The organism is Mesorhizobium sp. M0340, from assembly GCF_040321535.1.
Taxonomy (GTDB): Bacteria; Pseudomonadota; Alphaproteobacteria; order Rhizobiales; family Rhizobiaceae; genus Mesorhizobium.
In genome coordinates this window covers 1-26,950 of record NZ_JAMYRR010000026.1, presented here as the reverse complement: position 1 = coordinate 26,950, position 26,950 = coordinate 1, and the positions used below count along the sequence as shown (strand labels likewise).

Genomic DNA, 26,950 nt, shown 5'->3' with positions numbered 1-26,950 from the left:
CGCCCCGTTGCCGACTGCCGTTATTGGATGGTGTCGATGGAGCGTTGCGACGAACCGAAATCGCCGAGCGTGCGGAACGACAGGTTGAAGCCGACGTTCTGCGACACTTCCCTGGTGTTAAGGTCACGTCTTTCCGAAAACGTCATCAAATAGGTAAAGCACGAATCACTATAGGCAAACCCGACGCCGTCCTTGACCAGCACGCTCTGCTCAAGATCATATGTGCCGGTGCCAAAGACGCGCCAGTTCTCGGCAAGATGCGTCGAGGCGCCGAGCGTGACCTCATGGCGATCCGTGGAGAAGCCATAGAGCGGCTGCGCCTGGATGAAGGCGTATTTGGCGCTCAGCGATACCGGCAGGCCTGAAAAGGCGGCCTTTACCTCAGCGCGGCGGATCTCGAAGCTTTGCTCGTCGAAACGGCCGCTGACCGAGCCGGAAAATCCGCTGGGGCTGTTGAAGCCGACAAGGCCGACATAGTCGGAGGTTGCAGTTTCAAGACCCGAATAGGCACCGACGTTGACCAGATCCGGCGTGCCGAACGAGTTCTGGCCGCCGAGCTGGTAGGATTGGCCGAACACCGCATTGGTGCCCCAGCCATTGTCGTATGCGCCGGAATAGCGGAGCCCGACATTGGCGCGTGTGCCGCCTTCCATGCGGTCATAGCCCGAGAATTTGTCGCGCTCAAACAGCGTCGTGGCGTCGAAGACGAAGCTCTGGGCGTCCTCGTTGGGAACCGCCAGCCCGCCGACATATTGCTCGTTCGGACGCATGAATACTTGCGCCATCGGCTCGAAGACATGGCTGGAACTGGTCATCGAGAACAGCACCGGCCAGCGCATCTCAAGGCCGGCGGTCGCCATGTAGCGGGCAAGCGATGAACGCATATCGTCTTCGACGCCGAGATTGGTCGCCATCTGGTTGATGGCGTCGAGCGAGGCCGAGGAGGCGTTGACGTAGCCGGCGTCGCCGCGCAGCGCCAAGAGCGGTGTGAGCAGCAGCCCGCCATCGGTGGTGAAGGTGCGCTTCCATTCGGCTTCCGCGGTAAGGCGGCCGGATTGACCGTCGATGCCGCGAACGTTGTTGACGGACGAAGGGATGCCCGAATCTGCAAGAGCCGTATCGAGCCTGTCGCGGTCTATGACCCGCGCGTTGACGTCGAACGACAGCTGTCCGCCGGCCACCGGCATGTCGGGGATATAGGCGTAGTCGAGCGAGGGCAGCACCCAGGGCTGCTTGGCGGCGCGTGCGGTCGGATCGCTGGCGAGAGTGTCTTCCTGAACGTCGAAGTGCATGGCGCGCACATCGAAGTAATTGCGATCGTTGAGTCCCGTCAGATACACCTCGGAGCGGTGCACGCTGTCGTTGAAGCCATCGATGTCGTAAGTGCGCGCGAAATTCTTGTCGCTCTGCAGCAGGATGTCCCAACCGAAGTCCCAGCGCGTGTTGATGGCGAACTGGCCCTGGGTGCCCATCATGCCGCGGAACCTGTTCGGGTCGCCTTCGGTACCCGAATTGACGTTGTGGCCATTGTCGTCGATGAAGGCGTCGGGATTCTCCTGCCGGATGCCTGCAATTTTCAGGCTGTACTGACCGTTGTTGAAGCGCTGCCGCCACTCGGCCTCACCGAGGAAACCTTGCTTGGTATAGCCGCTGCCGGTGACAGTGAGATCGTAGGTCGGCGAGAGCGCGAAATAGTAAGGGACCTTAACACCGACGCCGAGGTCGCTCTTGTAGGCGACGCCGGGAATCAGGAAGCCGCTCTTGCGCTTGACCGTTGGGTCGGCGATCTCGAAAGCCGGCAGATAGGCCAGCGGAAAGCCGAAGAACTCGAAGTTCGAGTTTTCGAAGCGAACCGTCTTCTTTTCGCCGTTCCAGATGATCTTCCTGGCCTTGATACGCCAGGTCGGCGCTTTGTCGGGCTTGTCCTCGCACGGCTCGCACGCGGTGTAGACGCCATTGTGGAATGTCGTCAGCACGCCGCCCATGCGCTCCGCGCTTTCGGCGGCGAAGTACGCCTTGTCTATGGTCTCGACCCGCAACGCGTTGACGAAGCCGTCGGCGAAATCGTCGGTGATGTCCGCATGCTGCGAATAGATCTTGGTGCCGTCGCTATTGACGAGTTCGACATTGCCGCTGGCGACGAGGCGTTTGGTGTTGCGGTTGTATTCGACCCGCTGGGCGACGAGACGGTTGCCGCCATAGTCGATCTGGACGCCGCCGACGGCCGTCACGGTCTGCTTGTCGTTGTCGTAAACCAGCGTATCGGCTGCCAGCAGCATCTGCGTGCCACTCGGAACCTTCGTCGCCAGGTCACTGACGTCCTGGGCAAAAGCCGGAGCAGCCGGGGCGACGGTGGCAAGCAGGCATGCCAAGGCGCTCGCCGCAGAGAGGCGTGCCAAACCGGCGTGCCTATGGCTGCGCAAAACCGCCTCCCTCACTAGCCGTCTTCCTTGTATAGCAGGAATGTCACCCCGAAGAACATAGCCACGACAACCGGGACCCAAGCCGCTACGGCTGTGGGTACGAATCCCGCTACGCCGAATGCCTTGACCAGCACCGAAACGACATAAAGCAGAAAGCCGGCCACGATGCCACCCAGAATCATCGTCGCCGACTGCCCCATCCTCGCAAATCGCATTGATACCGTTGCCGCAATCAGCGTCATCGCCACGAGCAGGAAGGGCAGCGCCACCAGGGAATCGAACTGCATGGCGAAGGCATTTGCCTTGAGGCCGAAGGAGCGGGCCACCTCGACTTTGCCGGGCAAATCGTAGAAGGGGATAGTCTCAGGGCGCGCCAACCGCTCTTGCACGAATTCCGGCTTGAGATTGGTCGGTAGCCGACCGCTGGGTAACGACTGGATGGTGCCGTCCCGGAATATCTTGACGTCCTGCAATTCCCAGTAGCCGTCCCGCAAAAAGGCGCGCGCCGCATCCTTGCGCTCGATGATATCGCCTTGCGGACTGAAGCTGAAGAAGACCGCGTCGGCCATCTCCAGGCCTTGATCGAGAATGGCGCGCGCTCCGATGATGGTATCGCCGGAACTGGTTTTCTGCCTGATCCAGGGGGCGGCATCGGCCGAGACCGTATTCGACTTGCCCGAACGGAGCTGGGTCTCGATCTGCTCGGACCAGGAATAGGCGTGGGCGGCTATCGGATTGATGACGCCAACCGACAAGGCACCAAACAGCAGCGCCCCGATGCAGCATGGCAGCAGGAACTGCCATGCCGAAACCCCGGCGGAACGGGCGATTACCAATTCATATTTGCGGTTGAGCGACACCAGGGTTGCCATCGCCGAGAACAGGCCGACGAACGGCACCGTCTGCAGCATGATCATCGGCATCCTGAGCCCGGAAATGGCGAAGGCAGTTCCGTAAGTGAAGCCTGGCACGCCGGTCGTGCGGCCGGAAAGCTCGGTGAAATCGATCAGGAACACCAGCGCCAAAAGACCGATGAAGAACCAGATGGTGATCGTCACATAGCGAAAGAAGAAGTATCGACCCAGAGTCCAGCCCATCAGCCGGCTCCCTGTCCGGAAGCGCCGCGCCCAGCAAAACGGAGCTTGATGGCGCTCCAGCCCTCACTGAAGCGGCCGGCAAGATTGGTCACCCAGTCGGCCCAGGCAACAGGCAGTTCCATGGTCCGGTTGGAAACAATGAACCAGATGGCGATCGCCGATGTCACGATCGGGACGCCGTAGACCATATAGGCATATTGCGGCACCTTGTCGGCCTTGCCGGCGGCAAAGAACCCGAGCCAGCGCACGAACAGCGCGATCGCGATTGCCGTGATCAGCGGGTGCACACGCGCCTCACGATGCGAGCGTGCATCTCCGGCGACGGCGAGCGCGATCAGCGCGAAGACGAGCGAATAGGACCACTCGGAAAAACGCTGGTCGAGCTCGGCCAGGTACCTGTTCGGCTTTTGCTGGTACATCTTGTCGTTCGGACTGGGATTGAGCAGATACTGGGTCGTCCGGTCCTTCGGCAAAAGCAGGATGTCGGATGATGCCGACATGAAAGCGGACAAATCGAAGGCATAGGAGGTGAACCGGATCACCGAGAGGTCGCCGGTCATGGTTTTGCGATGGATCACCCCGTCATTCATCATCAGCACCTTCTCGTCGCCGCGTTCGATGATGCTGCCGGACTTGGCATAATAGACGAGATTGATGCCTTCTTCGCGCGAATCGGCGACGAAGATGCCGCCGAGGCGATTGTCGGGAAGCCGTTCGCCAACCTGCAGGAACAGGCCGTCATCGATCTTGCGGAAGGTGCCTTCCTGGATGATCAACGACAACAGATCCGCACGCGAAGATGCTATCAGCTCGCGGTTCTTCTGGCGCGCGTAGGGGTCGACGCCATTGTCGACGGCGAACGAAAAAACGCTGGCTGCGAGTGCCAGAAGCATGATCGGCCTGACGATTGTCCAGCGTGAAGCGCCGGCGGCATTGATGACGGCGAGCTCCGAATCCGAATTCATCACGCTGAGGATCTGGGCGACCGCGACCACCAGGGCGAACGGTACGACGATCGGAACGATCGTCGGGATGATCAGCGCTGCGACTTCGAAGAAGGTGAGGGCCGACTGACCGCTATCGGTGACGAGGTCGATGCGGGCGAGGACCTGAGTCGTCCAGACGATCGCCAGCGTCCAGACGAGCGCCAGCGCGAATACCGCGAAGGCACGGCGCATGATGTAACGTTCAACGACCTTCATGAAGGCTTTTCTCGGCGATTTCGAACGGCATCATGCCTTGGAACAAGGTAGTCGTCCGGCGCCGGCTGCACAACTGGCTCAGTTTGGCGGTTCGATCCGGGTTCTGTCCCGTATCATACATTCCGCTGGGCCGGAGTGTCGGCGGCAATGGATAAGAAAGGGCGAACATTTGTTGGTTAACAACAGGTTGCGGCGGGAAGCGGGGCCGTGCCGCGACGAATCGTGGGTGGTTCGATATCGCATATGGGAGCGATTTCGGCCAAAGTCTTGTCAAATGCGGCAAAACGACCAAATGTCGCGCCGGTCGCGACCGCCGCGGCGTGATAAGACGGGTCAGGATCTGTTGAGCCCCAGCATGGAAGCGGAAAAATTGCGCAGTCAAACCGGTCGGGAAACCGTCTTTGACGGCGCGATCGTGGTCGGCGCCGGCGCGGCCGGCCTTGCCGCCGCCCACGCCTTGATGAAGGCCGGCGTACCGACGCTCGTCCTGGAAAAGGAGAGCCGGCTTGCCGAACCCTGGCATCGGCGCCACCAGCGGCTGCACCTCAATACCCATCGCGATCTCTCGACGCTCCCCGGTGTCGGCTATCCCGCAGGCACCCCGGCTTTTCCGCATAAATCGGCCGTCATTCGCCATCTGAATGATTTCAGCCAGACGCATGGTCTGCCGGTCGCGTTCGGCGTTGCCGTTGAAGAGGTCACGTTCGACGGCGATCACTGGACCGTGCGGACGAACGCCGGACGTCGTCTGGCGCGCCATGTCGTCGTCGCCACCGGGCGCGACCGGCAGCCGTTTATTCCCGCGTGGAAAGGCATGAAGGATTTTGCAGGCCGGATTATCCATTCGGCCGATTTTGGCGATGCGAAGGACTACGCCGGCAAAAGGGTGCTGGTGGTCGGTGCCGGCAATTCGGGTTTCGACGCACTCAATCATCTGGCGAATGCAGACGCCCAAAGCATCTGGCTGTCGGCCCGCAACGGCCCCTCTCTGCTGCCGAAACGCATCGGCAAGGTCGCCGTCCACAGGCTTTCACCGTTAATGGCGAGCTTGCCGGTGCGGCTGGCCGATGCGGTGATGGCGACAACCCAGCGCCTGGTTTTCGGCGACCTGACGAAATTTGGGCTTCCGCTGGCGCCCACAGGCGGTGCGAGCCGTCTGAGCGCCGACTATACCGCGATCGCAGCCGACGACGGCGCGGTTCGCGCCATCAAGGCAGGCACGATCGTGGTGATGCCATCATTGCGGGAATTTACCCAGGACGGCGTCGTGTTGAATGACGGCAGGTTGATCACGCCCGATATCGTCATTGCAGCGACCGGCTATCGCACCGGTCTGGAGCAGATGGTTGGCAAGCTCGGCGTTCTCGACGGCAAGGGCGTTCCGCTTTTCAACGGCGGCGATGCCGATCCGAAATTGCCCGGCCTGTGGTTTACCGGCATGCGGCCGAGCATTCGCGGTTGTTTCGCCAATGCCCGCATTCAGGCCAGGGCGATAGCGGCGCGGATTGTCAAGCAGCGATAGTGAGCAGGACTATGCCGATTGTTCCGCCCGCAATAGACACACCTTGTTGGAGCGTGCCCGAACCGAAAGGTCAATGATCATGACGCCAGTCAGCATTCGCTACATGGTCGATGATGTCGCCACCTCGATCGATTTCTACTGTGGACAACTGGGCTTTACCGTCGAACAGGACGCGCGACCGGCTTTTGCTTCCGTCACGCGCGGCGCGTTACGGCTCCTTCTGAGCGGGCCTGGCAGTTCGGGCGCACGATCTATGCCGGATGGCCGGCAGCCGGTGCCGGGAGGCTGGAACCGCATCCAGTTGGTGGTGCCGGACCTGAAAGAAGAGGTTGCGCGCCTCAAGAGTGCTGGACTTGTCTTTCGCAACGATATCATAACGGGCGTCGGTGGTTCCCAGACCCTGCTCGAAGACCCATCGGGCAATGTCATCGAGCTGTTTCAACCCGCCGCTCACTGACGCAACAACACGGGACCTTTCGGTCCGACCAATCGAACGCCTCTCGCGATAATCCAACGCACTTCCCGAAAGCAGGACATCATGAATTCGAGACCCTCGATTGCCTTCGCCAAAATCGCCGCGCCCAAAAAGGGCAGCGTTTTCGTTCTGGTGGCCGACGAGGGCGACCTCAGCGATGCCGCCAGGGCTTGTGATCCGGCAAAGACCCTCGATCGGGCTTTTCCGGTCGCCGACTTCACTGGCAAATTCGCTAGCCTGGTCGAAGTGTTGGCACCGGAAGGGACATCGCTCGAGCGGCTGGTAGCGGTCGGTGCCGGCAAGGGCTCCAATCTCGATGATTATGGTTGGCTGAAGCTCGGTGGCACGATTGCCGCGTCCTTTCGCAAGGCAACCGAAGTGGCCGTCGTGCTCGATCTTCCCGGTGCCGCCATCAGCGGCAGGCAAGCCGTTCAGCTCGCAGCAGGCATCCTGCTGCGCAGCTATTCCTTCGACAAGTATAAGACCAAAAAGAACAATGGTGACGACAAGCGCGAGCCAAAAAAGCCGGTCAAGGTAACTATTCACACCGCCGATCCGGCAGCTGCAAAGAAGGCCTTCGCCGATGAAGCGGCGGTGATCGACGGTGTCTTGCTGGCGCGCGATTTGGTCAATGAACCGGCCAATGTTCTGGGGCCGGTGGAATTCGCCACCCGCATCGCCGAACTGGAGGCGCTCGGCGTCACGGTCGAGATCCTGGCCGAGAAGGAGATGAAGAAGCTCGGCATGGGTTCGCTGCTGGGCGTAGCGCAGGGCTCGCCGCGTGGCGCCCGCATCGCGGTCATGCGGTGGGACGGCGGCAAGGCCAAGGAAAGCCCGGTCGCCTTCGTCGGCAAGGGCGTCACCTTCGACACCGGCGGCAATTCGATCAAGCCGGCCTCGGGCATGGAGGACATGAAGGGGGATATGGGCGGCGCTGCTGCCGTCACCGGGCTGATGCACGCGCTAGCCGCGCGCAAGGCGAAGGTCAATGTCGTCGGTATTGTCGGACTGGTCGAAAACGCCGTCGATGGCCACGCTCAGCGACCGGGCGACATCGTCACCTCGATGTCGGGCCAGACCATCGAAGTGCTCAATACCGACGCCGAGGGCCGCTTGGTGCTGGCCGATGCGCTGTGGTACTGCAACGACCGCTTCCAGCCGAAATTCATGATCAATCTGGCGACGCTGACCGGCGCCATCATGGTCGCGCTCGGCCAGCATTATGCCGGCCTGTTTTCCAACAATGACGAGTTGGCGGACCGGCTGACGGCGGCTGGACAGGCGACGCAGGAGCGGGTGTGGCGCATGCCGCTCGGTGCCGAATACGACAAGCTGATCGATTCCAAGAATGCCGACATGAAGAACATCGGCGGCCGCCACGGCGGCGCCATCATCGCCGCGCAGTTCCTGCAGCGTTTCGTCAAGGACACGCCCTGGGCGCATCTCGACATTGCCGGCACCGCTATGGGCGCGCCCTCCAACGAGATCAACCAGTCATGGGCTTCCGGCTTCGGCGTCAGGCTGCTCGACCGGCTGCTGCGCGATCATTACGAGCAATGAGCGGCTGGGGCGGGATTCCGAAAATGTAGACTGAGCCATGGCCGAGATTCTGTTTTATCACCTGACCGAATCGACGCTGGAGGATGCGCTGCCCGGCCTCCTGGAGCGCAGTATCGATCGCGGCTGGCGCGCCGTGGTACAGACCGGCACCGAGGAACGGCGCGACGCGCTGGACCAGCATCTGTGGACTTTCCGGGACGATTCATTCCTGGCCCACGCAACGGACCGCGAAGCCCGTCCCGCCGAGCAGCCGGTGCTTCTGACCGTCGGCCCTGACAATCCGAACCAGGCGCAGATACGCTTCCTGGTCGATGGGGCGGTGCCGCCGGAGCTTGGCGGCTACCAGCGCGCCGTGTTCCTGTTCGACGGTCACGATGCAGCCCAGCTAGAGGCGGCACGCACGCACTGGAAGACAATGAAGGAGGCTGGCCACACCGTGACCTACTGGCAGCAAACGCCCGACCGGCGCTGGGAACGCAAGGCTTAGGGAATTTGCCGCCTAGTGGAATCACTGGCGCCGCAAGAATGCGACGCCAAAAAGATGGACTGCCGGCTATTCAAAAGACCTGAGCAAGCCCGATGCCGCCCGATGAACGAACACCAGGCATGCCGATAGATGCCGCACTTGTTCGCCGGCTGATTGCCGCGCAGTTCCCCAAATGGGCGGACCTGCCGGTAGAGCCGGTCGAGCCTGGCGGCTGGGACAACCGCACGTTCCGACTGGGCGATCGCATGTCGGTGCGGCTGCCGAGCGCTGCCGCCTATGTCGCCCAGGTCGAGAAGGAGCATCGCTGGCTGCCCCGCCTGGCGCCTCACCTGCCTCTGCCCATACCCGTGCCGCTGGCCAAAGGCGCGCCCGGGGAAGGCTATCCATGGCCTTGGTCCGTCTATCGCTGGCTTGGCGGCAGACCGGCGGCTGGTGGACTGATTGCCGATCTTACTGAGTTCGCCCGTTCGCTGGCCGGCTTTCTGGTTGCGCTCTACCGGATCGACGCTGCCGATGGGCCACCGGCAGGGCGGCATAATTTCCACCGCGGTGGCCGGCTTTCGGTCTACGACGCCGAGACCCGAGCCGCGCTCTCGGCGCTCGGCGGCCGCATCGACAAGGCCGCAGCCGAAGCCGTGTGGGCGACAGCCCTTGCCTCGCGATGGCAAGGGCCGCCGGTCTGGGTCCATGGCGACGTCGCCTCGGGCAATCTGCTCGTCGAAGATGGCAAGCTGTGCGCGGTGGTCGATTTCGGTAGTTCGGCTATCGGCGATCCTGCCTGTGATCTGGTGATCGCGTGGACGGAATTTTACGGCGAGAGCCGTCAGGCGTTCCGCGATGCCATTGCCCTTGACGAGCACAGCTGGGCGCGCGCTCGGGGCTGGGCGTTGTGGAAGGCGCTGATCGTCGCTTCGGGACATGACGGCAATCAGCGCGAGGCGGAAAAATCGTGGCGGGTCATCAATGAGGTGCTGGCGGATCACACAAACAGTCAGAGCGGGAGGGCCAATTCAGTTTGAACGGATCCCGCTCTAATGACGAGCGCATTACTGGCCGCCCATCTCCTTCTTGAATGTATCGAAATCGACCTGCATGCCGTTGAAGATGGTGCTCCAATGGCGGGTCAGCGCTGAAACGGCGACCGCCTCCTGGATCTCCTCGTCGGTGGCGCCGGCCCGCTTGGCGTCCTGCGTGTCCGACCAGATACAGTAGTTGCACGGGATTTGCGCCGCCACCGCCAGCGAGATCAGCGACTTGACCTTCGGCGGCAGCGCCGTCTTGTCGCTGAGCTGGATAGCCTTGACCTCGGCCCATGCACCGGGCAGACCGGCTTTCGGGAACTGCTTTACGAAACCGGGCACCCCGCCCATGGTCGACTGGATGTCCTTGACGGTTGCGTCATACTCATCGGCATAAGAAGGAGTTGCAGCCAGCGTCAGCACACAGGCGGCGGCGAGCAGGCAGGCACGGCGGATGGAAGAATGCGTTGATGAAAAAGTACGATAGACAGACATGACGTTCTCCTCTGGCGTTTGTAGACCTTACGGTGTAAGGTAATGTCGAAAATGAACCTTACAGTGTAAGTTGTCAAGCGGCACCATGGACACATCGATCAAAAAAAAGCGACCGCGCGGCAGACTGTCTCGCGAGATGATCGAGGCTGCCGCTTTGAAGGTGATCGAGAGCGAGGGCCTCGCCGGTTTTTCGATGCGCAAGCTAGCGACTGCACTCGGCTGCGAGGCGATGAGCATCTATCACCACTTTCCTTCGGTGGCGCATCTCTTCGAAGCCTTGGTGGACCGGCTGATCGGCTCCCTCGAAATGCCCGACACGGACCTACCTTGGCGACAAAGGTTGCGCATCGCCGTGCAGGATTTCCGCCGCGTCGCGCGTGAGCACCCGGCTTTCGCCAGCTTCTTTGTTACCTACCGGATGAACTCGCCGACCTGCCTTGCGTGGCTGAACGGCATCCTCGGCCTGTTCGAGGCCGGCGGCTTCGGACCGGAACTTGGTGCGCGGCTGTTCCGTACCACCGGCTATTATCTGATGGGTGCCATCCTCGACGAGACTGCCGGCTATGCGAAGGGGCCTTCGGCCGTGACCACGGTCAGCGATGAGCAACTGGCGCAGGATTTTCCAAAAGTAGCTGCGGCCGGGCGTTATTTCGGCACCGCCGAATTTGACCGGACGTTTGATCTCGGCCTTGACATGCTCCTGGACGAAATGGAGCGCGCCCGCGACGGCACCAGCACGCCGAATACCGGGTCTTGACCTCATGCGCTCTCTGTTCGCCCTGATACTGCTCATCGGTACCGGCATCGGCGTCGTCTATCCCTGGGCGATGACCAATTTCTCCGGCCGTGAGATCGGCACCTGGAGGGTTTACGACCAGGGCCGGTTCAAGCCAGTGACGGTGGCCCTTAGCGCACGCGACGGGCCGCTACGCGTGCTGGTCGACCTTACGGCAAGAGCCGAGCGTATCGTCTCGCAGCAGCGCACCGTGTTGACCCTTACTGCCGCCACCGCCGGCAGGACGGTGCTCGCCTCGACGCTGCAGTTCAACCATTCCGACAATCCTCGGCAGGTCAGTCCGCAACTGCCGGACAGGATCTTTCGCGACGAGGCCGGCCTGATCCCGACCGTTACCACCGGCCCCTACATTTTCACCGTTGGTCCAGGCGACGCCGAGGGCATTCCGATGCGGGCCGTCGATCTCGTCCTGCGCTCGGCTGCCGGCGAGGTCGACCGCCGGGCGCGACCGGTCGGTTTTTCCCTGATGGCGGCCGGCCTGGCCGGGCTGGTGCTGGCATTCCGTTTCGGCCGCCGGCCGGAAAATCCGAACTCGCAGCCGCCACCGCCTCGCTGGGGCAGGGGCTCCAATTGAACTATCGCCACGCCTACCATGCCGGAAACTTCGCCGATGTCGTCAAGCATGTCGTGCTCAGCCGGCTGATCGAATATCTGAAGCAGAAGGACAAGGCGTTTCGGGTCATCGACACCCATGCCGGGATCGGCCGTTACGATCTGTCCTCGACCGAAGCGCAAAAGACCGGCGAATGGCAAGGCGGCATCGGCCGGCTGGTCGATGCGGCCCTCGATGCGCCGGCGGCAGCACTGCTGGCGCCGTATCTTGAAGCCGTCCGCTCGCTCAATCCGGACGGCGGCGTGACAAAATACCCGGGTTCGCCGCTGATCGCCCGGCACCTGATGCGCAAGCAGGACCGGCTGTCGGCGGTCGAGTTGCATCCCAAGGATGCCGCCAGGCTGAAGTCGCTGTTCGACGGCGACTTCCAGACCCGGGTGATCGAGCTCGACGGCTGGCTGGCGCTCGGCGCGCATCTGCCGCCAAAGGAGAAGCGCGGTCTCGTCCTCATCGATCCGCCTTTCGAGGAAGAGGGCGAGTTCGGTCGCTTGGTCGACGGGCTGCAAAGAGCCCATCGGCGCTGGCCAGGAGGGATTTACGCGCTCTGGTATCCGCTCAAGGACCGCAAGGCGGTCGCCGCCTTCCGCAAGGCGCTGAAGCAGACGGGCGTTCCCAGGCTGCTCGACATCGGTTTTGAGATCAGGCCGGCCTCCGTCGAGCCGAGCCTCGATGGCTGCGGCATGGTGGTGGTCAATCCGCCCTTCACCCTGGAGGGCGAGTTGCGGACGCTGCTGCCGGCGCTGCACCGGCTGCTTGCTGTCGAGCAGCCATCGCATTGGACGCTGGACTGGCTGGCGGGAGAGTAGTTTGAGATGCGGTCCTTGCCGTTCCCTCAGTGCAACCGCGTCACCACAACCATAGTCGCTACAACCGCTTGACCGCGCGTCAGCGAATCCGCACAGTGCGCGCAGTCGACCTTGAGAGGCTGCCATGACTCGCTTCGCCCAATCCGCCCTTGCCGTACTGCTCGCCGTTTGCACGCCGCTGGCTGCGCCTCTCGGCGTTACTCAGGCGGTGCAGGCCGCCGACCTTGCAATCTATACCGACGAGGACAGCGGCGTGTGCGGCGAGGCCTGGGTGCTGAACAAAATCACCGACCGCTTCTCCTATCAGGTGCATCACGTGCCGCATTTGCCGGATGTGCAGATCGTCGACTTCCAGCGCATCCACCAGCATCGCTATCTGCCGGCCGACGACATCTGGCCGATCGGTCGCCGTTATTGCGGCGCCACCGTCAGCCTCTCCGATGGCCGCGCCCGCACCATCTGGTACCTGATCGAGGAAGGCCAGGGCTTTGCGTCGATCGGCGACAATGTCGAATTCTGCGTGTCGGGCTTCGACCGCTGGATGGTCTACAACGGCCGCTGCCGCGTCCTGCGCTGATCGCGCACTCGCTGATTCCGACTTTTTAGCACCGGCCACCTGATCGACCGTCACCGTTTCCATGCGGCGCAGCATTCGCGGGATGCGCGATCTGCTGTCACGAGTTTGCGGGGAAACAGCACCACATGGATTTGCTTGTTTATACTGTTGCTCTCGGCGCGGTCGTTGCTGGCTTCGTCCAGGGGCTTTCCGGGTTCGCTTTCAGCCTGGTTGCCATGTCGATTTGGGTTTGGACCGTGGAACCCCAACTGGCTGCTGCCATGGCGGTCTTTGGGGCGCTCACCGGTCAGATCATCGCTGCCGTCACCGTCCGCCGGGGTTTCGATCTCAGGCTTCTGCTGCCCTTCCTGATCGGCGGGACCATAGGGATTCCGGTCGGTGTCGCCATCCTGCCCTTGCTGGATGTGCAGTTGTTCAAGCTTGTCTTCGGCGCGCTGCTGGTCGTTTGGTGTCCCTTGATGCTCTTTGCGCGTCGCCTCCCTCCCATCACGGTCGGGGGTCCTGTTGCAGACGGTGCAATAGGTCTGGTCGGCGGCATCATGGGTGGACTTGGCGGCTTCACCGGCCCGGTTCCAACGCTGTGGTGCGTGCTGCGCCAATGGGAAAAGGACAGGCAGCGTATTGTCATCCAGAATTTCAACCTTGTGACCCTCTCCATGACGATGGCCGCCTATCTTGCGGCCGGAAAGATCAAGCTCGAAATGCTGCCGATGTTTGCCGTCGTCGCGCCGGCGATGTTGATACCGACACTCCTTGGCGCGAGACTCTACATCGGCATCGGCGAGGCGACTTTTCGAAAGATCGTCCTCACACTCTTGACCGCATCAGGTGCGGCATTGTTGGCATCGTCCCTGCCGCACCTCACAAGCCGGGTTTGAACGACACACAGAAATCCCGATTTTCGCCGTGCCATGCGCTATCGACCGGTACGGCCCGCTCCCGATAGATAGGCGCAGATCAGTTCGACGAGTTGCTTTTGCAGCTCCGGCGCGGCGAGCATGTTCCGGCGTGCCGCGTTGTGGATCACACCTTCGATCGCTGACGACAGCACCCGCGCCACGGACTCCGTGTCGGCGCCTTTCCTTGGCTTGCGATAACTGGCGACAGCAGTCGCATAGTGATTGAGGTATTGTGCCTGGAACGAAGCATGGGCGGCCCTGGAGCCACGATCGCCAGGCGCCTCGTCGAGCAGCACCTGGTGTAGTGTCGGGTGAATGCTGTGTGCCGCGATCATGCCGCGCACCAGCTCCTGCGCGAATGTCCTGAGCGGCTTTTGGTCTTCCGCCGAATCGCGAATGACCGACAGCACATGATCGAAGTGACGGCGCCGGACGGCTGCGAGCAGGGAGAGCTTGTCGGGAAAATACTGGTAGAGCGTGCCGATGCTTACACCTGCTGTCTCGGCCACTTTGTTGGTGGTGAAGCCGGCCCAGCCCAGCCCGCTCAGAACATGAGCCGCTGCCTCGATGATCGCCTCGACGGTTGCCCTGGAACGCGCCTGGCGCGGCTGCTTGCGCATGCGCGGATGCGGTTTTGCAATGCGAGTAGACACGCCCTCTCATTCTCCTGAAAATATAAACAACATACTCGCATTTCCGGAAAAGGACACCGACCATGAGTGCGCTCGCTCTGCTTCGCAGCCTGTTTGCCTATCAGGCCTGGGCCATGACGAACTGCTGGAAAAGCTCGCGAGTCTCGACCCGCATGTTCACGGCAAGGAACGGCAGGCCGTGATACGGCTCGTCGATCACAGCCATGTGGTGTCGCGGATATTCTCGGCGCACCTGGTTGACGCAAGCCATGGCTACTGCGCCGCCACCACTGAGGACACGCCGGCGTTCGACGAACTTCGCGCCGCGGTCGCAGCGACCGATCGCTGGTATCCCGATTATCTCGAAACCGTTTCGTCGCGGCAGCTGTCCGAGCCCCTCGCCTTCGTGTTCACCGACGGGGATAAGGTATTGATGTCGCGACAGGAAATGCTGACCCACGTCGTACTGCACGGCGGCTATCATCTCGGTGAAGCGGGGCGCATCCTGGCACAGATTTCCGTCATGCCGCCATGGGATACCTTCGCCGTCCATCTCCACAGGGCCGAGCCTTCGCGCCGGCTGCAGATGAGCCGTGAGCCGCTCGGCACCTGAACGGCCAAGCGCTTTCGATCACGCGGTCGGCTCGACCGGATCTATCGAACGATATCCTGTCCTTCAGAAATGTGAGCTGTCTGCTTACTTTCATCGCGCCGTGCAAGATAGTGCTGCGGCGTGCTCGTCGCGTTGCTTCCTACTTACCTGTAGTTTATCTTTTCAAACAAGACGAGGCGGGCGACCGCCTTCGTTCTGGACAATGTTCGCGCTGAGCGTCGGACGTTGAAGCGCAAAGCTGGTCGAAAAGGTCCTGAGCTTGACGAGAAGACCGGTCGAGATAGAGCGGCCAGAATTTCTGTCGCAGAACTTCACTGCGGGAGACAAAGATTCGCAGCCGGTTTTTGCGCGGGTAAAATGGTCGTGCGCTCGCCGTAACCGAAACTTAAGCTGCAAAAATCATTCTAATGCTTCGCTGGCTAGCAAGCCGCGAGTCAGATATGCAATGCGCGCCGGGTCAATAACGGCCGTCGGCACAACGGAAGGGGCATGATATGGCTAAGCAGTCATCCAAGGCGCCGGCATCCAAGGCACCGGCAAAGAAAGCACCAGCAAAAGCACCCGCGGCAAAGGCCGCAACTGCTGTGAAGAAAGCGGCACCCGCTGCCAAAGCGAAGGCCGCGCCTAAGGCAAAAGCAGCGCCGGCCAAAAAGCCGGCCGCCAAGGCCGCGGCAAAACCGGCCGTGAAGAAAGCAGCACCTGCCAAGGCAAAGGCAGCACCGGCCAAGGCTGCACCGGCAAAAAAGGCGGCACCGGCCAAGAAGCCGGCTGCAAAGGCCGCGGCGAAGCCAGCTGCGAAGAAGGCAGCACCGGCAAAGGCCGCCGCTGCGAAATCTTCTGCGGCAGTGAAGAAAGCAGCGCCCGCGGCCAAGCCGAAGGCAGCGCCCGCAAAGGCGAAGGCCAAGAAGTAGTCGCCGCCCTGCTACCGTCGGGGACAATACTCAAGACAGTCAGGGCGGGATGCCGGACAGGCGCCTCGCTTCTTGGTTGACGGTCGGGCAGACGAGAAAGAGGCGGGAGGAAGACGTCTTTTCGCAGCTCCCAGGACTTCGCCATGCGGCGAAGTCCGGTGGGGTTTTCGTGGCTGCCAAAGGCCAACCTTCGGTGCAAGGCCGAGTTGGTAGCCAATTCGGATTTGGATTGTCCGACGCGCTCGCGTCTGCCGCCGCACTGCGGCTTATCGCATCGCGATTGACGTCGAGACAATGGCTGTACTCTGGCGGCGCGGTTTTCCGCCTCTGGCCGTTGATGAACCCTGCATGATCGGTCAACAGTGCCCACGCACGAGCCCCGTCGGAATCGGTTTTCGGTGAGGGTTATGCGCGAAGTCACAATGCTACGGCGTCCTTTTGCGCGTCCAACGGGGCATATGGAGCTGTAGCCGGCAAACAGGAATCGACAATGCCCAGACTGCTCTACGCGTCTACTTCCCCCTACAGTTCCAAAGTGCGCATGGCAGCACTTTATGCTGGCATCGCGGTCGATCTCGTGCCGATAAAGACCGAGGAAAGGCCGGCCGAACTGATCGGCGCCAATCCGCTCGGCAAGATCCCGGTGCTGGTGCTCGATGACGGCCGCTCGGTCCACGACAGCCGCGCCATCACCCAGCATCTCAACCGGATGTCGAAGAACGCATTGTTTCCGCGCAATCCCGACAAGCGCCTTGAGGCGGAGGTGCTGGAGGCATTGGCCGACGGTATCTGCGACTGCGCGCTGTCGATGGTCTATGAGCGGCGCACGCGGCCGGAAGAGATGGTCTACCAGCCTTGGCTCGAGCGCCAGTGGACGAAGATTTCGGCCGCGCTCGATCTGCTCAACGCCAACCCGCCGAAGCTGCCGAAGAAAATCACCTTAGGCCAAATCGCATTGCGCGCCTGCCTTGGCTATCTCTCGCTGCGCTTCGCCGGAAAATGGGAAAAGGGCCGCGGCCGGCTGACGCGCTGGGCGGCACGCTTCGACGAGAAGTTCCCGGAACTGAAGCCCGCCATCCCGGCTTGAAGGCGGGCGGCCTCAACCGGTGCCACAAAAAAAGCCGGGCGCGAGGCCCGGCTTTTTCGTGTCGTGGCTTGGACGACTTAGAACTTCATACCGACGCCGAAAGTGACGCGATTGTCGGTCGACTTGACTTTGCCGATACCGTCGAAGTCCTTCCTGCCGAAGTCCGTGTAACGATACTCGACACGGCCGAACACATTGTCGGTGATCTTGATGTCGGTACCGACGCCGGCTGTCCAGCCGAACTGCGTGTTGGTGTCGCTTACGCCGGCAGCTTCAATCTTCTGGTTCTTCAGCGCGCCACCGGCGGTGCCGTAGAGCAGGATGTCCGGGCTGACGGCATAGCCGAGGCGGGCACGCAGCGAGCCCTCGAAGCCACCCTTGGCCTCGATGCCGGCATCGTCGCCCTTGACGCCGTTGTAGCCGATATCGGCTTCGGCACCGTAGACGAAGTTCTCCTGCTGCCAATTATAGCCGCCGAAGACGCCGCCGACGAAACCCTTGGTGTCGACGTCGACGCCAATGTCTTTGGCTTTGGCGTGGCCAGCGAAGCCGTAGCCGACGCTCACACCGGCATAGGGACCGGCCCAGGATGCGACCGGAAGTTCTGCAATTGGGGCAGGTGCCGGCGGCTCTTCCTGAACCACGTCCGCGGCATAGGCGGTTCCGCCGAGGGCGAACAGCCCAAACGCCACCGCGAGCGGTCGCGCAAATTTAAGATTGGCTTGCATTGTTCTTTACTCCTTAAGCCACAGGACACAGGCTTGTTGTTTATGAGCGCCCTCAACCCGTCCGGGGGGTGAAACGGATCCGGCGTTCAACGGTTCCAAATGTCGTGTCGAAATGCGGCTGAAGCGAACCTGAACTTGGGTCATTCCCTGGCACGAATGAGGCAGAACCTTGACGTTGCATCTTCGCAACAGCCAATGTCAGCAGGTTCGCCGTGCTGCACTGCACACGGCTTGGTGTAAGGGCTCCAGCACCCTATATTGCGGGCGGGCTGGTCCGAATTCCGGTCGAGCCAGAACGCCCACTGGCCACTTTGCCACAATCCTGCCCCAGGTGGAAATGGGATTTAACGCTTGGCGGGCCATAATTTGCCGGCGCCATCCCGGCAGGTCGGAATCGGCATCGGATTAAGGATTGACAGATGAGCAAGGTCGCCGCGACGGCACTGGTGACGGGCGGGGCGAAGCGGATCGGCAGGGCGATCGTCGAGGACCTTGCCGCGCATGGTTTTGCCGTCGCCATTCACTGCAATCGCTCGCTGGCCGAGGCCGAGGCACTGGCGGCCGAAATCAACAGTGGTCATTTTGGTCGACATGGCCGGGCCGCAGTGGTTGCTGCCGACCTGACCGACATGAACGCGGTCGGCGACCTAGTCGGCCGCGCGGCGGCGGCGCTCGGGCCGGTGTCGCTGCTGGTCAACAACGCCTCGCTGTTCGAGCACGACAGTGTTGAGGATTTCGACTGGCCGGCCTGGGATCGCCATTTCGCCGTGCATGTCAAGGCGCCGGCGCTGTTGGCGCAGACTTTCGCCCGGGCCTTGCCGCAGAGCAGTGAGGGGCTGATCGTCAACATGATCGACCAGCGCGTCTGGCGCCCGACGCCGCGTTATTTTTCCTATGCGCTGTCGAAGTCGACATTGTGGGCGGCGACCGAGATGATGGCGCAGGCGCTGGGTCCCCGCATCCGCGTCAACGCTATTGGTCCTGGCCCGACCTTGAAGAACACGCGCCAGCACGACAGCGATTTCGATGCCCAGATTGCCGGGCTGATCCTGAAACGCGGCCCGGAATTGCCGGAATTCGGTGCCACCATCCGTTATCTCTGGGCGGCACGCTCGGTCACCGGCCAGATGATCGCGCTTGACGGCGGCCAGCACCTTGCATGGCAGACGCCCGATGTGACAGGCATGGCGGAATGAGCCCCATGGACCAGAAACAAAAAACGCGCGGTGGCGCCGACGACCTGCCGCCCGAAATCGACCTCGAGGACGAGGCGGCCGAAGAGGTCGTCGAGCCTGCAGCCGGCGGTCCGGACGTCACCTTCACCGCCATCGACTGGACCCCGCATGCCGGCGACGCCGACGGCATGGTCGGCGCCGAGGTGATCCAGACGCTGGTCAAGCGGCTGCCCAATGCGCCCGGCGTCTACCGCATGATGAATGCCAACGGCGACGTGCTCTATGTCGGCAAGGCACGCAGCCTGAAGAAGCGGGTCACCAGCTACGCGCAAGGCCGGTTCCACACCAGCCGCATCGGCCGCATGGTGCGCGAGACGTCGACGATGGAGTTCGTCGTCACCCGCACCGAGATCGAAGCGCTGCTGCTTGAAGCCAACCTCATCAAGCGCTTGCGGCCACGCTTCAACGTGCTGATGCGCGACGACAAGTCGTTCCCCTATATCCTGTTGACCGGCGATCATGTCTCGCCCGGTATCTACAAGCATCGCGGCGCGCGCTCACGCAAGGGAGACTATTTCGGCCCGTTCGCCTCGGCCGGCGCCGTCGGCCGTACCATCAACTCGCTGCAGCGCGCCTTCCTGCTCAGGAGCTGCACCGACTCCTTCTACGAGAACCGCACCCGGCCTTGCCTTTTGTTCCAGATCAAGCGCTGCGCCGGCCCATGCACCGGCGAAATCTCGCATGGCGATTATGCAAGGCTTGTCGCCGAGGCGAAGGATTTCCTTTCCGGCCGCAGCCAGAAGGTGAAGACGGAGATCTCCGCCGCCATGCAGCAGGCTTCGGAGAACCTCGATTTCGAACGCGCCGCCATCTATCGCGACCGGCTGGCGGCGCTGTCGCATGTGCAGAGCCATCAAGGCATCAATCCGCAGACCGTCGACGAGGCCGATGTCTTCGCCATCCATCAGGAGGGCGGCCAGGTCTGCATCCAGGTGTTCTTCTTCCGCACCGGCCAGAACTGGGGCAACCGCGCCTATTTTCCCAAGGCCGATCCGGCGCTCGAAGCCGGCGAGGTGCTGGGATCGTTCCTGGCGCAGTTCTACGACGACAAGCCGACGCCGCGCACCATCCTGTTGTCGCATGGCGTCGAGGACCAGGAATTGCTGGCGGAGGCGCTCTCCACCCGCGCCGGCCGCAAGGTGTCGATCTCGGTGCCGCAGCGCGGCGAGAAAAAGGACCTGACCGACAATGCGCTGCAGAATTCGCGCGAAGCGCTCGGCCGGCGGCTGGCCGAAACCTCAACTCAGGCGCGGCTGCTCACTGGCTTTGCCGAGACCTTCGGCCTGGAAAAGCCGCCGGTGCGCATCGAGGTCTATGACAACTCGCACATCATGGGAACCAACGCCGTCGGCGCCATGGTCGTCGCCGGGCCGGAAGGTTTTGTGAAGAACCAGTATCGAAAGTTCAACATCCGCTCGACCGAGATCACGCCGGGCGACGATTTCGGCATGATGCGCGAGGTGATGCAGCGGCGCTTCTCGCGGCTGTTGAAGGAACATGGCGATGCCCGGCAAACCGAGGGCGCGGGCGAGGCGGGCCCTACCGAACCGGGCGACGATATCGAGGACGCGGGCGGCTTCCCCGCCTGGCCCGACGTCATCCTCATCGATGGCGGCCAGGGCCAGATGACGGCGGTGCGCAAGATCCTCGCCGATCTCGGCATCGAGGATCGCGTTGTCGCCATCGGCATCGCCAAGGGTCAGGACCGCGATGCCGGCCGCGAACGCTTCTTCGTCAAGGACAGGGCCCCATTCTCGCTGCCCGTTCGCGATCCGGTGCTCTATTTCGTCCAGCGGCTGCGCGACGAGGTCCATCGGTTCGCCATCGGTTCGCACCGCGCCCGCCGCAAGAAGGAGATGGTCAAGAGCCCGCTCGACGAGATCAGCGGCATCGGACCCGGCCGCAAGCGCGCGCTGCTGATGCATTTCGGTACGGCCAAGGCGGTCAGCCGTGCCGCCGTCGAGGACTTGGTCAAGGTCGACGGCATTTCCGAACAGGTGGCGAAATTGGTCTACAATCATTTTCACGAGAGCTAAGACTTATTGCCGATATTTCGGCTGGCTAATCGATTCTGGCCTGTTGACCCCCCACATTCGCTTCTGATTTGACTAAGCAGGCAGAAAGAGTTCCCAAAACATGTCCCAGCGCGCGTTCAACCTGCCCAACATGCTCACTTACGCCCGCATCCTGGCGGTGCCGCTGGTGGTGCTGTGCTTCTTCCTGGAGGGGCATCTGAAATCGAGCGACTTCGCGCGCTGGTCGGCGCTCATCATTTTCCTGCTCGCCTCGATCACCGATTACTTCGACGGCTATCTGGCGCGCGCCTGGCAGCAGACCTCCAACATCGGCAAGATGCTCGACCCGATCGCCGACAAGCTGCTGGTCGCCACTTGCCTGCTGCTGCTTGCCGCCGACACCGACCGCCATGCCGGCATCGCCGGCTGGTCGCTGTGGGCGGCGATCATCATCCTGTGCCGCGAGATCCTGGTCTCGGGCCTGCGCGAATATCTGGCGGCTTTGAAGGTCTCGGTGCCGGTGACGCAACTCGCCAAATGGAAGACCACCATCCAGATGATCGCCATCGCCTTCCTGCTTGCGGGCCCGGCCGGCGACAAGCTCTTTCCGCTGACCACCCAGACCGGGCTGGTGCTGCTGTGGATCGCCGCCCTGGTGACGCTCTACACTGGCTACGACTATTTCCGCGCCGGCCTCAAGCACATCATGGACGAGTAGCATGTCGACGAAGCTCATTTATTTCGCCTGGGTGCGCGAGCGGATCGGCAGACCGGAAGAAGACGTCGAGTTGCCGGCCGGCATCGAAACGGTCGCCGACCTGTTGCGCTGGCTGAAATCGCGCGGCGAGGAATACGAGCACGCGCTGCAATATCCTGACGTGATCCGCGTCGCCATCAACCAGGAACATGTCGAGCACCGCGAAAAGATCGCCGGCGCGCGCGAGATCGCGCTGTTCCCGCCGATGACCGGTGGTTGAACCATGTCCGCGGTGGTGCCTGTCGTGCGCATCCAGGCGGAGGATTTCGACGTCGCCGCCGAGATCGCCAGGCTGACGAGGGGTCGCAACGACATCGGCGCTGTGGTGACCTTCTCCGGCCTCTGCCGCGACGAGCAAGGCAGGCTCTCCGCGCTCGAGCTCGAACATTATCCCGGAATGGCCGAAGCCGAGATATCTCGCATCGCGGGCGAGGCAATCGCGCGCTGGCCGCTGCAGGGGCTCACCGTCATCCATCGCCACGGCAAGATCGCGCCGGGCGAAAACATCGTGCTGGTGGTGTCCGCTTCCGCCCACCGGCAGGCGGCGTTCGAGGCCGCGAATTTCCTGATGGATTATTTGAAATCACGGGCGCCGTTCTGGAAAAAGGAACACCATAGCGACGGTTCCGAAGGCGGCTGGGTTGACGCCAAGGAGGCCGACGACAAGGCGGCGAGCCGCTGGAAGCGAGACTGACCAGGCTTCCGCGAGCCCTCAACCTTTGTCAGTGCCGATCAGATGATCGAGCGAAATCCGGCCGGGTCCCCAGGCCATGATGCCAAGCGCCATCGCCGCCCAGGTAATGTGCAGCGGCCAGCCGTCCGGCACGGTGAACTCGATGACCAGCGTCATCAGCAGCAACCCGAATGCCGCCAGTCGCGTCGCCAGGCCGATAACAAGGAGAACTGGCAACACGATCTCCGCTGACCCTGAGGCGAACGCCACCAGCGCGGGTGCCGGAAAATCATAAGGACCGCCCGGCAGATGCAATTTGAGTTCCGAGCTGAAAAGCAGCACTGCGACATCGTTCAAGTGTAGAAAACCGTCCCATTTGTTGACGCCGGACCGCCAGAACGGGACAGCGAGGGCGCAGCGCAGGACAAGCTGCGTCAGCGATGGCGTCGCGATCGTGCGCAGGGCGGCATTCAGCCTTTCGACGAGAGCGGCGAACCCTCGCGGTTCGGTGCTCGCGTTCTGCCTATCGCTCATCGTGCTCACCTTTCCTGATGTGCCGTCGTGAAGGCTCCCGCTTCCAGCACGCCGGCAATGTTGGCGGAAAGCTCGAATTCGGCACTCTCCGCAAACGCCGCCGCGGCCGCTGCGCCGAGCGACTCGCCCGCGACCAGATGCGAGATAAATACTGCGCCGCCGGGTGGTAGGTGGCGGACGAAGACCTCAAGGCCGGGCCGCGTGACCAGCGCATCTTCAGCGCCGGTTGCCCGGATTGGCCCAACAGGAGCGTCGTTCCGGTTTGCCGCGAAGACTGTGACTGCCGGGAACCGGGAGCGCGCGATCCGCGTCGCCGGATGCGGCCGCAGCACGGTGTCGGCAAGCCTCTCGCGAGGGATCGACGCCAGTGCCTCAGCCGACAGCGCCTCCGCGTCGGCGGCATGATAGGCATCGAGCCAGGCCCGCTCGATGCGCGCCACGTCGGCCAGCCACGGCATCGACTGCGCGTGTTCGTAGCGCTCGATGAAATCGGGAAAGTCGCGGCCATATTCGAATAGAAGCGGCGAGGTGGGTGGCGTTTCGCGGATGTGAAAGCGCGCCATCGCGCGAAAGAAATCCGGGCCGGTGATGCGCAGCGTCGCTGGAAAGCTGGCGGCCAGCGCATCGATCAGGCTGACCGTGACGTTGTTGCGGTAGACGGCATATCGCTTGATCGCAGCCTTCCCGTTCGGCCCCGAGACCGAGTCAGGCGGGGCACGGTCAGGATCGAGCAAACCGGCGGTGAATGCCGCGGCCTAGTCAAACCGGCGGCCGAGATCGCCCGACTGGAGCTCATCCTGCGGCATGGGCTTTTCCGAAATAGTCGCCGAGCGTGGACTGAACAGAGCTTGCGGAGCGGCCAAGAAGGCCGACGACAAGGCGGCGGGCCGCTGAAAGCGCCCGCCGTCCAAATAAATTCCTGGGGCAGCCATGCCAATACGCCGCCGGCCATTCATTGACCGCAATCCTGCGAAACCCTTTGCCGGAAGGGGAGCAGGATCATGCTGGACAGGATCGCCGAGTTCTTCATCTTCGGACTGGTGCCGCTGGCCGTTGGCATACTTGCCGTTCCGGATCGTTCCGTGGCTGCCGAAAAGACCCTCAAGGGCGAGGTGATGTATCGCGAGCGCATCGCGCTGCCGCCCAATGCCGTGCTTTCCGTGCAGCTTGCCGACGTGTCGCTGGCCGACGCGCCGGCCGCAATCATCGGCGAGCGCAAGGTGGTGCCGGCCGGCCAGGTGCCGATCAAGTTCGAGATCAGCTTCGACCCGCGGGTGATCCGGCCTGATATGACCTACGCGCTGCAGGCGCTCATCACTGTCGATGACCGGCTGCTATTCGTCGCCGATACGCGCCATCAGGTCGACCCGCTCAGCGACGCGCCACAGACCATCATGCTGAAAATGGCGGCGCCGGGCGACGAGCCGGCGGCACCTTCCGTATTCGGCCAAAGCTGGCTGGTCGAATATATCGACGGCATCGGCGTGATTGCCGAGCCGCGGGCGACATTCCGCATCAGCGAAGCCGGCAAGGCCGGCGGCAGCGGCCCTTGCAACGTCTATTTCGCCACCGCCAGGATAAACGGCTCGACGATCGCTATCAGCGACATCGGCTCGACCTTTAAGGCCTGCGCGCCTCAGGTCATGGCCGAGGAAAAGGCGCTGTTCGAGGCGCTGGCCAAAGCAGCATCCTACCACGTCGACGCCGGTAAGCTTGTCATCGCCGACAGAAACGGCCGCGACATCCTGCGCTTCAATGCCGCGAGCTAGCGCTTAGTCCGCGCCGATTGGCCCGCGCGGCAGCCGCATGTCGATCACGATGTGTTTCAGCGGGAATAGGCCGGGCAGAGGGCGCGTTAGTTCCACATAAAATGGCGGGTAATGCAAAAGGGACGTTTGTCCCTTCGTTGAAGCCGCCAGAATGGCTGCGGCTCGTTCTGGCCTTAACTCAAAGGAGTCCAGACATGAAAACGCACACGCTTATCCTTGCCGCCACCGGTGCATCGCTCCTTGCCTTTACCGGCCTTGCCAAGGCGGACGACCATCTTGTCAATGCTCTTGACCACGGTCTCAAAGCGGACAGCCAACCGTTCCAGACCAACAAGGCCGGCCATAGCGGCGATCTCGCACCGGGGCAGGGCAGCCCGTTTTCAGGTGAAGAGACCAAGACCCCGTCCACCGACACGGAGGCGGCGAATGAACATGCGAACGTGAAGGAACGCCAGGCGAAATAGACTGACAGAACCCGCCGCTAGGGGGCGGCGGGCGACACACATCCTAGCGACAAAGTCGCATACGCCCGGCATTCTCAATTTGTCGCTTGTTTGAATACCGCGCCATAGTGATAGGGCGGCACATCAACCACTTCGGCAAGCTTGAACCCGCTCGCTTCCACCGCCGCGATGGTCTGTTTGGGTGACAGCCTCAGCTCGGTCTTTGGCCCGCGCGGCTCGCCCAGGACCGTGGTTTGCTCGCGCGGATACTGCTGCCAGTTGACGATGGCAAAACGACCGGCAGGGTCAAGCGTCGTCCGCACGGCGCGGGCAAGGCGCGGCCGGTCCGGAACGCCATGGAAAGCGTTGGCCATGAAAACGAAGTCGACGGTTTGAGGCACCAGCCCGGCAAGCTCATAGGCGTCGCCCGCCACAAACTCGCAATTGCCCGCGCCGCCTTCGGCCAACCGCCGCCTTGCGACTTCGAGCAGATCGGCATCGATGTCGATGGCGATCACATGACGGGCGACCCTGGCGATTGGCAGCGTGAACCAGCCGTCGCCGCAGCAGAGATCGACCACGTCCGTGCCGGGCTTCATGCCTACTGCCGCCAGGACGCTGGCAGGCTCGGGCCACAGCGCTTCCCACCAGCCGCTGGTTGGCATTTCGGTGCCCTGGAAGAAGCCGGGAATGGCGCTGGTCATGGCCTTGTCGGCTCCCCAAATCCTCATTGTCGGGACCGCGTTTGATCCGCCCTCCGAGCTTAACGCACCGGTGACCCATCGAGGAGCCTGAAGCTGAAAATGTCCGCTACTGCATGTCGCGCAGCAGCGTGCAGCGGTTTTGCGATACCGACATGCATCAAAACAAGAACCTGAAGCGCATCGCATGAGACCGGTCGAACGCGACGGGCTTCAGCGAAAAAGGCCGGCGTTGCGCCGGCCTTTTGATGGGGTTCGGATGCCGGCTTAGCCGACGATCTCGGTATCCGAGAACCAGTATTTGATCTCTTGCGCGGCGGTTTCCGGCGCATCGGAACCGTGCACGGAGTTCTCGCCGATCGACAGTGCGTGCAGCTTGCGGATAGTGCCTTCGGCGGCGCTTGCCGGATTGGTGGCGCCCATCACTTCGCGGTTCTTGGCAATGGCGTTCTCGCCTTCCAGTACCTGCACGACTGTCGGGCCCGACGACATGGATTCGACCAGCTCGCCGAAGAACGGACGTTCCTTGTGGACGGCATAGAAACCTTCCGCCTCGCGGCGGCTCATCCACACCCGGCGCGAAGCGACGACGCGCAGGCCGGCATCTTCCAGTATCTTGGTGATAGCGCCGGTGAGATTGCGACGGGTCGCGTCCGGCTTGATCATGGAAAAGGTGCGTTCGAGCGCCATGGGGTCGTCCTTGTGATGGAGAGTGGAATTGAGGGTGGCGGGCTCTATACAAGCCGCCCGCCGCCTTGCCAAGGGGAGGCCGGCGCAGTGTCGTAAGCAGATGAGTTGTCCGGATTAGGTAGCACATGAGTTGTCCGGTTTTATCGCCAGCCAAAGGGAGGCTGGGGATGAGACGGACGGCATGGCTACAG

30 protein-coding genes are annotated in these 26,950 nt (G+C 62.4%); 20 read left to right on the top strand and 10 right to left on the bottom strand.

The window, feature by feature from the left end; all coding sequences use genetic code 11:
* Positions 1-20: 20 nt before the first annotated feature.
* The 3 genes from NKI79_RS27400 to lptF are packed head-to-tail and all read right to left on the bottom strand — an operon-like array spanning position 21 to position 4,722.
* Complete coding sequence (locus tag NKI79_RS27400) at positions 21-2,438, bottom strand: LPS-assembly protein LptD (protein ID WP_352802451.1); 2,418 nt, start codon at positions 2,436-2,438, stop codon at positions 21-23.
* The gene (gene lptG, locus NKI79_RS27395; protein ID WP_352806027.1) at positions 2,438-3,523 is read right to left on the bottom strand and encodes an LPS export ABC transporter permease LptG; all 1,086 of its coding nucleotides are present in this window, start codon (positions 3,521-3,523) and stop codon (positions 2,438-2,440) included. Before lptG ends, NKI79_RS27400 begins: the two co-directional genes overlap by 1 nt.
* A complete protein-coding gene (lptF, locus tag NKI79_RS27390; protein ID WP_352802453.1) occupies positions 3,520-4,722 on the bottom strand; it encodes an LPS export ABC transporter permease LptF in 1,203 nt (400 codons plus the stop codon). Before lptF ends, lptG begins: the two co-directional genes overlap by 4 nt.
* Positions 4,723-5,077: 355 nt before the next feature.
* Here lptF and NKI79_RS27385 point away from each other — a divergent pair, with 355 nt between their 5' ends.
* The 5 genes from NKI79_RS27385 (at position 5,078) to NKI79_RS27365 (ending at position 9,785) form a co-directional block, all read left to right on the top strand.
* Positions 5,078-6,244, top strand: a complete 1,167-nt coding sequence (locus NKI79_RS27385; protein ID WP_352805984.1) for a flavin-containing monooxygenase — start codon at positions 5,078-5,080, stop codon at positions 6,242-6,244.
* Positions 6,245-6,317: 73 nt separating this feature from the next.
* Positions 6,318-6,701, top strand: coding sequence for a VOC family protein (locus NKI79_RS27380; protein ID WP_352805981.1), 384 nt, complete (start codon positions 6,318-6,320; stop codon positions 6,699-6,701).
* 81 nt (positions 6,702-6,782) lie between these two features.
* Complete coding sequence (locus NKI79_RS27375) at positions 6,783-8,279, top strand: leucyl aminopeptidase (protein WP_352802461.1); 1,497 nt, start codon at positions 6,783-6,785, stop codon at positions 8,277-8,279.
* Between the two features lie 37 nt (positions 8,280-8,316).
* On the top strand, positions 8,317-8,766 hold the full coding sequence (locus tag NKI79_RS27370) for a DNA polymerase III subunit chi (protein WP_352647401.1): 450 nt from the start codon (positions 8,317-8,319) through the stop codon (positions 8,764-8,766).
* Positions 8,767-8,885: 119 nt separating this feature from the next.
* Entirely contained in the window at positions 8,886-9,785 is a 900-nt protein-coding gene (locus NKI79_RS27365) for an aminoglycoside phosphotransferase family protein (protein ID WP_352802464.1), read from the top strand.
* Positions 9,786-9,812: 27 nt separating this feature from the next.
* On the opposite strand, the gene NKI79_RS27360 is transcribed toward NKI79_RS27365, so the two are convergent.
* Positions 9,813-10,280: a carboxymuconolactone decarboxylase family protein gene (locus NKI79_RS27360; RefSeq protein WP_352802466.1), complete on the bottom strand. Its 468-nt coding sequence runs from the start codon at positions 10,278-10,280 to the stop codon at positions 9,813-9,815.
* 85 nt (positions 10,281-10,365) lie between these two features.
* On the opposite strand from NKI79_RS27360, the gene NKI79_RS27355 reads away from it, so the two are divergent.
* The 5 genes from NKI79_RS27355 (at position 10,366) to NKI79_RS27335 (ending at position 13,950) form a co-directional block, all read left to right on the top strand.
* Positions 10,366-11,037, top strand: coding sequence for a TetR/AcrR family transcriptional regulator (locus NKI79_RS27355; protein ID WP_352802469.1), 672 nt, complete (start codon positions 10,366-10,368; stop codon positions 11,035-11,037).
* A 4-nt stretch (positions 11,038-11,041) separates the two neighbouring features.
* Positions 11,042-11,650 (top strand): hypothetical protein, encoded by a 609-nt coding sequence (locus tag NKI79_RS27350; RefSeq protein WP_352802471.1) that lies wholly within the window; start codon positions 11,042-11,044, stop codon positions 11,648-11,650.
* Positions 11,647-12,495 carry a 23S rRNA (adenine(2030)-N(6))-methyltransferase RlmJ gene (locus tag NKI79_RS27345; RefSeq protein WP_352802474.1) on the top strand — a complete coding sequence of 283 codons (849 nt, stop codon included), beginning with the start codon at positions 11,647-11,649 and terminating at the stop codon, positions 12,493-12,495. The genes NKI79_RS27350 and NKI79_RS27345 overlap by 4 nt, the downstream gene beginning before the upstream one ends.
* Positions 12,496-12,619: 124 nt before the next feature.
* Positions 12,620-13,072 carry a hypothetical protein gene (locus NKI79_RS27340; RefSeq protein ID WP_352651252.1) on the top strand — a complete coding sequence of 151 codons (453 nt, stop codon included), beginning with the start codon at positions 12,620-12,622 and terminating at the stop codon, positions 13,070-13,072.
* Positions 13,073-13,197: 125 nt separating this feature from the next.
* The gene (locus NKI79_RS27335; protein ID WP_352802477.1) at positions 13,198-13,950 is read left to right on the top strand and encodes a sulfite exporter TauE/SafE family protein; all 753 of its coding nucleotides are present in this window, start codon (positions 13,198-13,200) and stop codon (positions 13,948-13,950) included.
* A gap of 38 nt (positions 13,951-13,988) precedes the next feature.
* On the opposite strand, the gene NKI79_RS27330 is transcribed toward NKI79_RS27335, so the two are convergent.
* Complete coding sequence (locus NKI79_RS27330; RefSeq protein WP_352802480.1) at positions 13,989-14,624, bottom strand: TetR/AcrR family transcriptional regulator; 636 nt, start codon at positions 14,622-14,624, stop codon at positions 13,989-13,991.
* Positions 14,625-14,802: 178 nt separating this feature from the next.
* On the opposite strand from NKI79_RS27330, the gene NKI79_RS27325 reads away from it, so the two are divergent.
* The 3 genes from NKI79_RS27325 to NKI79_RS27315 all read left to right on the top strand — a co-directional run bounded on the left by NKI79_RS27325 (position 14,803) and on the right by NKI79_RS27315 (position 17,214).
* Positions 14,803-15,216 carry a DinB family protein gene (locus NKI79_RS27325; protein ID WP_352805976.1) on the top strand — a complete coding sequence of 138 codons (414 nt, stop codon included), beginning with the start codon at positions 14,803-14,805 and terminating at the stop codon, positions 15,214-15,216.
* A 494-nt stretch (positions 15,217-15,710) separates the two neighbouring features.
* Entirely contained in the window at positions 15,711-16,127 is a 417-nt protein-coding gene (locus tag NKI79_RS27320) for a hypothetical protein (RefSeq protein ID WP_352805973.1), read from the top strand.
* A gap of 490 nt (positions 16,128-16,617) precedes the next feature.
* Positions 16,618-17,214 carry a glutathione S-transferase family protein gene (locus NKI79_RS27315; protein WP_352567498.1) on the top strand — a complete coding sequence of 199 codons (597 nt, stop codon included), beginning with the start codon at positions 16,618-16,620 and terminating at the stop codon, positions 17,212-17,214.
* 77 nt (positions 17,215-17,291) lie between these two features.
* Here the strand turns inward: NKI79_RS27315 and NKI79_RS27310 are convergent, their stop codons facing one another.
* Positions 17,292-17,942 carry an outer membrane protein gene (locus tag NKI79_RS27310; RefSeq protein ID WP_254820293.1) on the bottom strand — a complete coding sequence of 217 codons (651 nt, stop codon included), beginning with the start codon at positions 17,940-17,942 and terminating at the stop codon, positions 17,292-17,294.
* 419 nt (positions 17,943-18,361) lie between these two features.
* On the opposite strand from NKI79_RS27310, the gene NKI79_RS27305 reads away from it, so the two are divergent.
* The 5 genes from NKI79_RS27305 to NKI79_RS27285 all read left to right on the top strand — a co-directional run bounded on the left by NKI79_RS27305 (position 18,362) and on the right by NKI79_RS27285 (position 22,643).
* A complete protein-coding gene (locus NKI79_RS27305) occupies positions 18,362-19,138 on the top strand; it encodes an SDR family oxidoreductase (protein ID WP_352805971.1) in 777 nt (258 codons plus the stop codon).
* Complete coding sequence (gene uvrC, locus NKI79_RS27300) at positions 19,135-21,213, top strand: excinuclease ABC subunit UvrC (protein WP_352805968.1); 2,079 nt, start codon at positions 19,135-19,137, stop codon at positions 21,211-21,213. The genes NKI79_RS27305 and uvrC overlap by 4 nt, the downstream gene beginning before the upstream one ends.
* A gap of 100 nt (positions 21,214-21,313) precedes the next feature.
* A complete protein-coding gene (gene pgsA / locus NKI79_RS27295; protein WP_254820290.1) occupies positions 21,314-21,910 on the top strand; it encodes a CDP-diacylglycerol--glycerol-3-phosphate 3-phosphatidyltransferase in 597 nt (198 codons plus the stop codon).
* Between the two features lies 1 nt (position 21,911).
* Positions 21,912-22,169 carry a molybdopterin converting factor subunit 1 gene (gene moaD, locus NKI79_RS27290; RefSeq protein WP_352507910.1) on the top strand — a complete coding sequence of 86 codons (258 nt, stop codon included), beginning with the start codon at positions 21,912-21,914 and terminating at the stop codon, positions 22,167-22,169.
* A 3-nt stretch (positions 22,170-22,172) separates the two neighbouring features.
* Positions 22,173-22,643 carry a molybdenum cofactor biosynthesis protein MoaE gene (locus NKI79_RS27285; RefSeq protein WP_352805966.1) on the top strand — a complete coding sequence of 157 codons (471 nt, stop codon included), beginning with the start codon at positions 22,173-22,175 and terminating at the stop codon, positions 22,641-22,643.
* Between the two features lie 18 nt (positions 22,644-22,661).
* On the opposite strand, the gene NKI79_RS27280 is transcribed toward NKI79_RS27285, so the two are convergent.
* Positions 22,662-23,156: a DoxX family protein gene (locus tag NKI79_RS27280; protein WP_352805964.1), complete on the bottom strand. Its 495-nt coding sequence runs from the start codon at positions 23,154-23,156 to the stop codon at positions 22,662-22,664.
* 5 nt (positions 23,157-23,161) lie between these two features.
* On the bottom strand, positions 23,162-23,890 hold the full coding sequence (locus NKI79_RS27275) for an HvfC/BufC family peptide modification chaperone (protein WP_352805962.1): 729 nt from the start codon (positions 23,888-23,890) through the stop codon (positions 23,162-23,164).
* A 267-nt stretch (positions 23,891-24,157) separates the two neighbouring features.
* On the opposite strand from NKI79_RS27275, the gene NKI79_RS27270 reads away from it, so the two are divergent.
* Both NKI79_RS27270 and NKI79_RS27265 read left to right on the top strand, forming a co-directional pair.
* Positions 24,158-24,925: a YbaY family lipoprotein gene (locus tag NKI79_RS27270; protein WP_254820286.1), complete on the top strand. Its 768-nt coding sequence runs from the start codon at positions 24,158-24,160 to the stop codon at positions 24,923-24,925.
* A 194-nt stretch (positions 24,926-25,119) separates the two neighbouring features.
* Positions 25,120-25,389, top strand: a complete 270-nt coding sequence (locus NKI79_RS27265) for a hypothetical protein (protein ID WP_254820285.1) — start codon at positions 25,120-25,122, stop codon at positions 25,387-25,389.
* A gap of 74 nt (positions 25,390-25,463) precedes the next feature.
* On the opposite strand, the gene NKI79_RS27260 is transcribed toward NKI79_RS27265, so the two are convergent.
* Complete coding sequence (locus NKI79_RS27260) at positions 25,464-26,099, bottom strand: class I SAM-dependent methyltransferase (protein WP_352805959.1); 636 nt, start codon at positions 26,097-26,099, stop codon at positions 25,464-25,466.
* Between the two features lie 237 nt (positions 26,100-26,336).
* Complete coding sequence (gene ndk, locus NKI79_RS27255) at positions 26,337-26,759, bottom strand: nucleoside-diphosphate kinase (RefSeq protein WP_023677669.1); 423 nt, start codon at positions 26,757-26,759, stop codon at positions 26,337-26,339.
* Positions 26,760-26,950 lie beyond the last annotated feature (191 nt).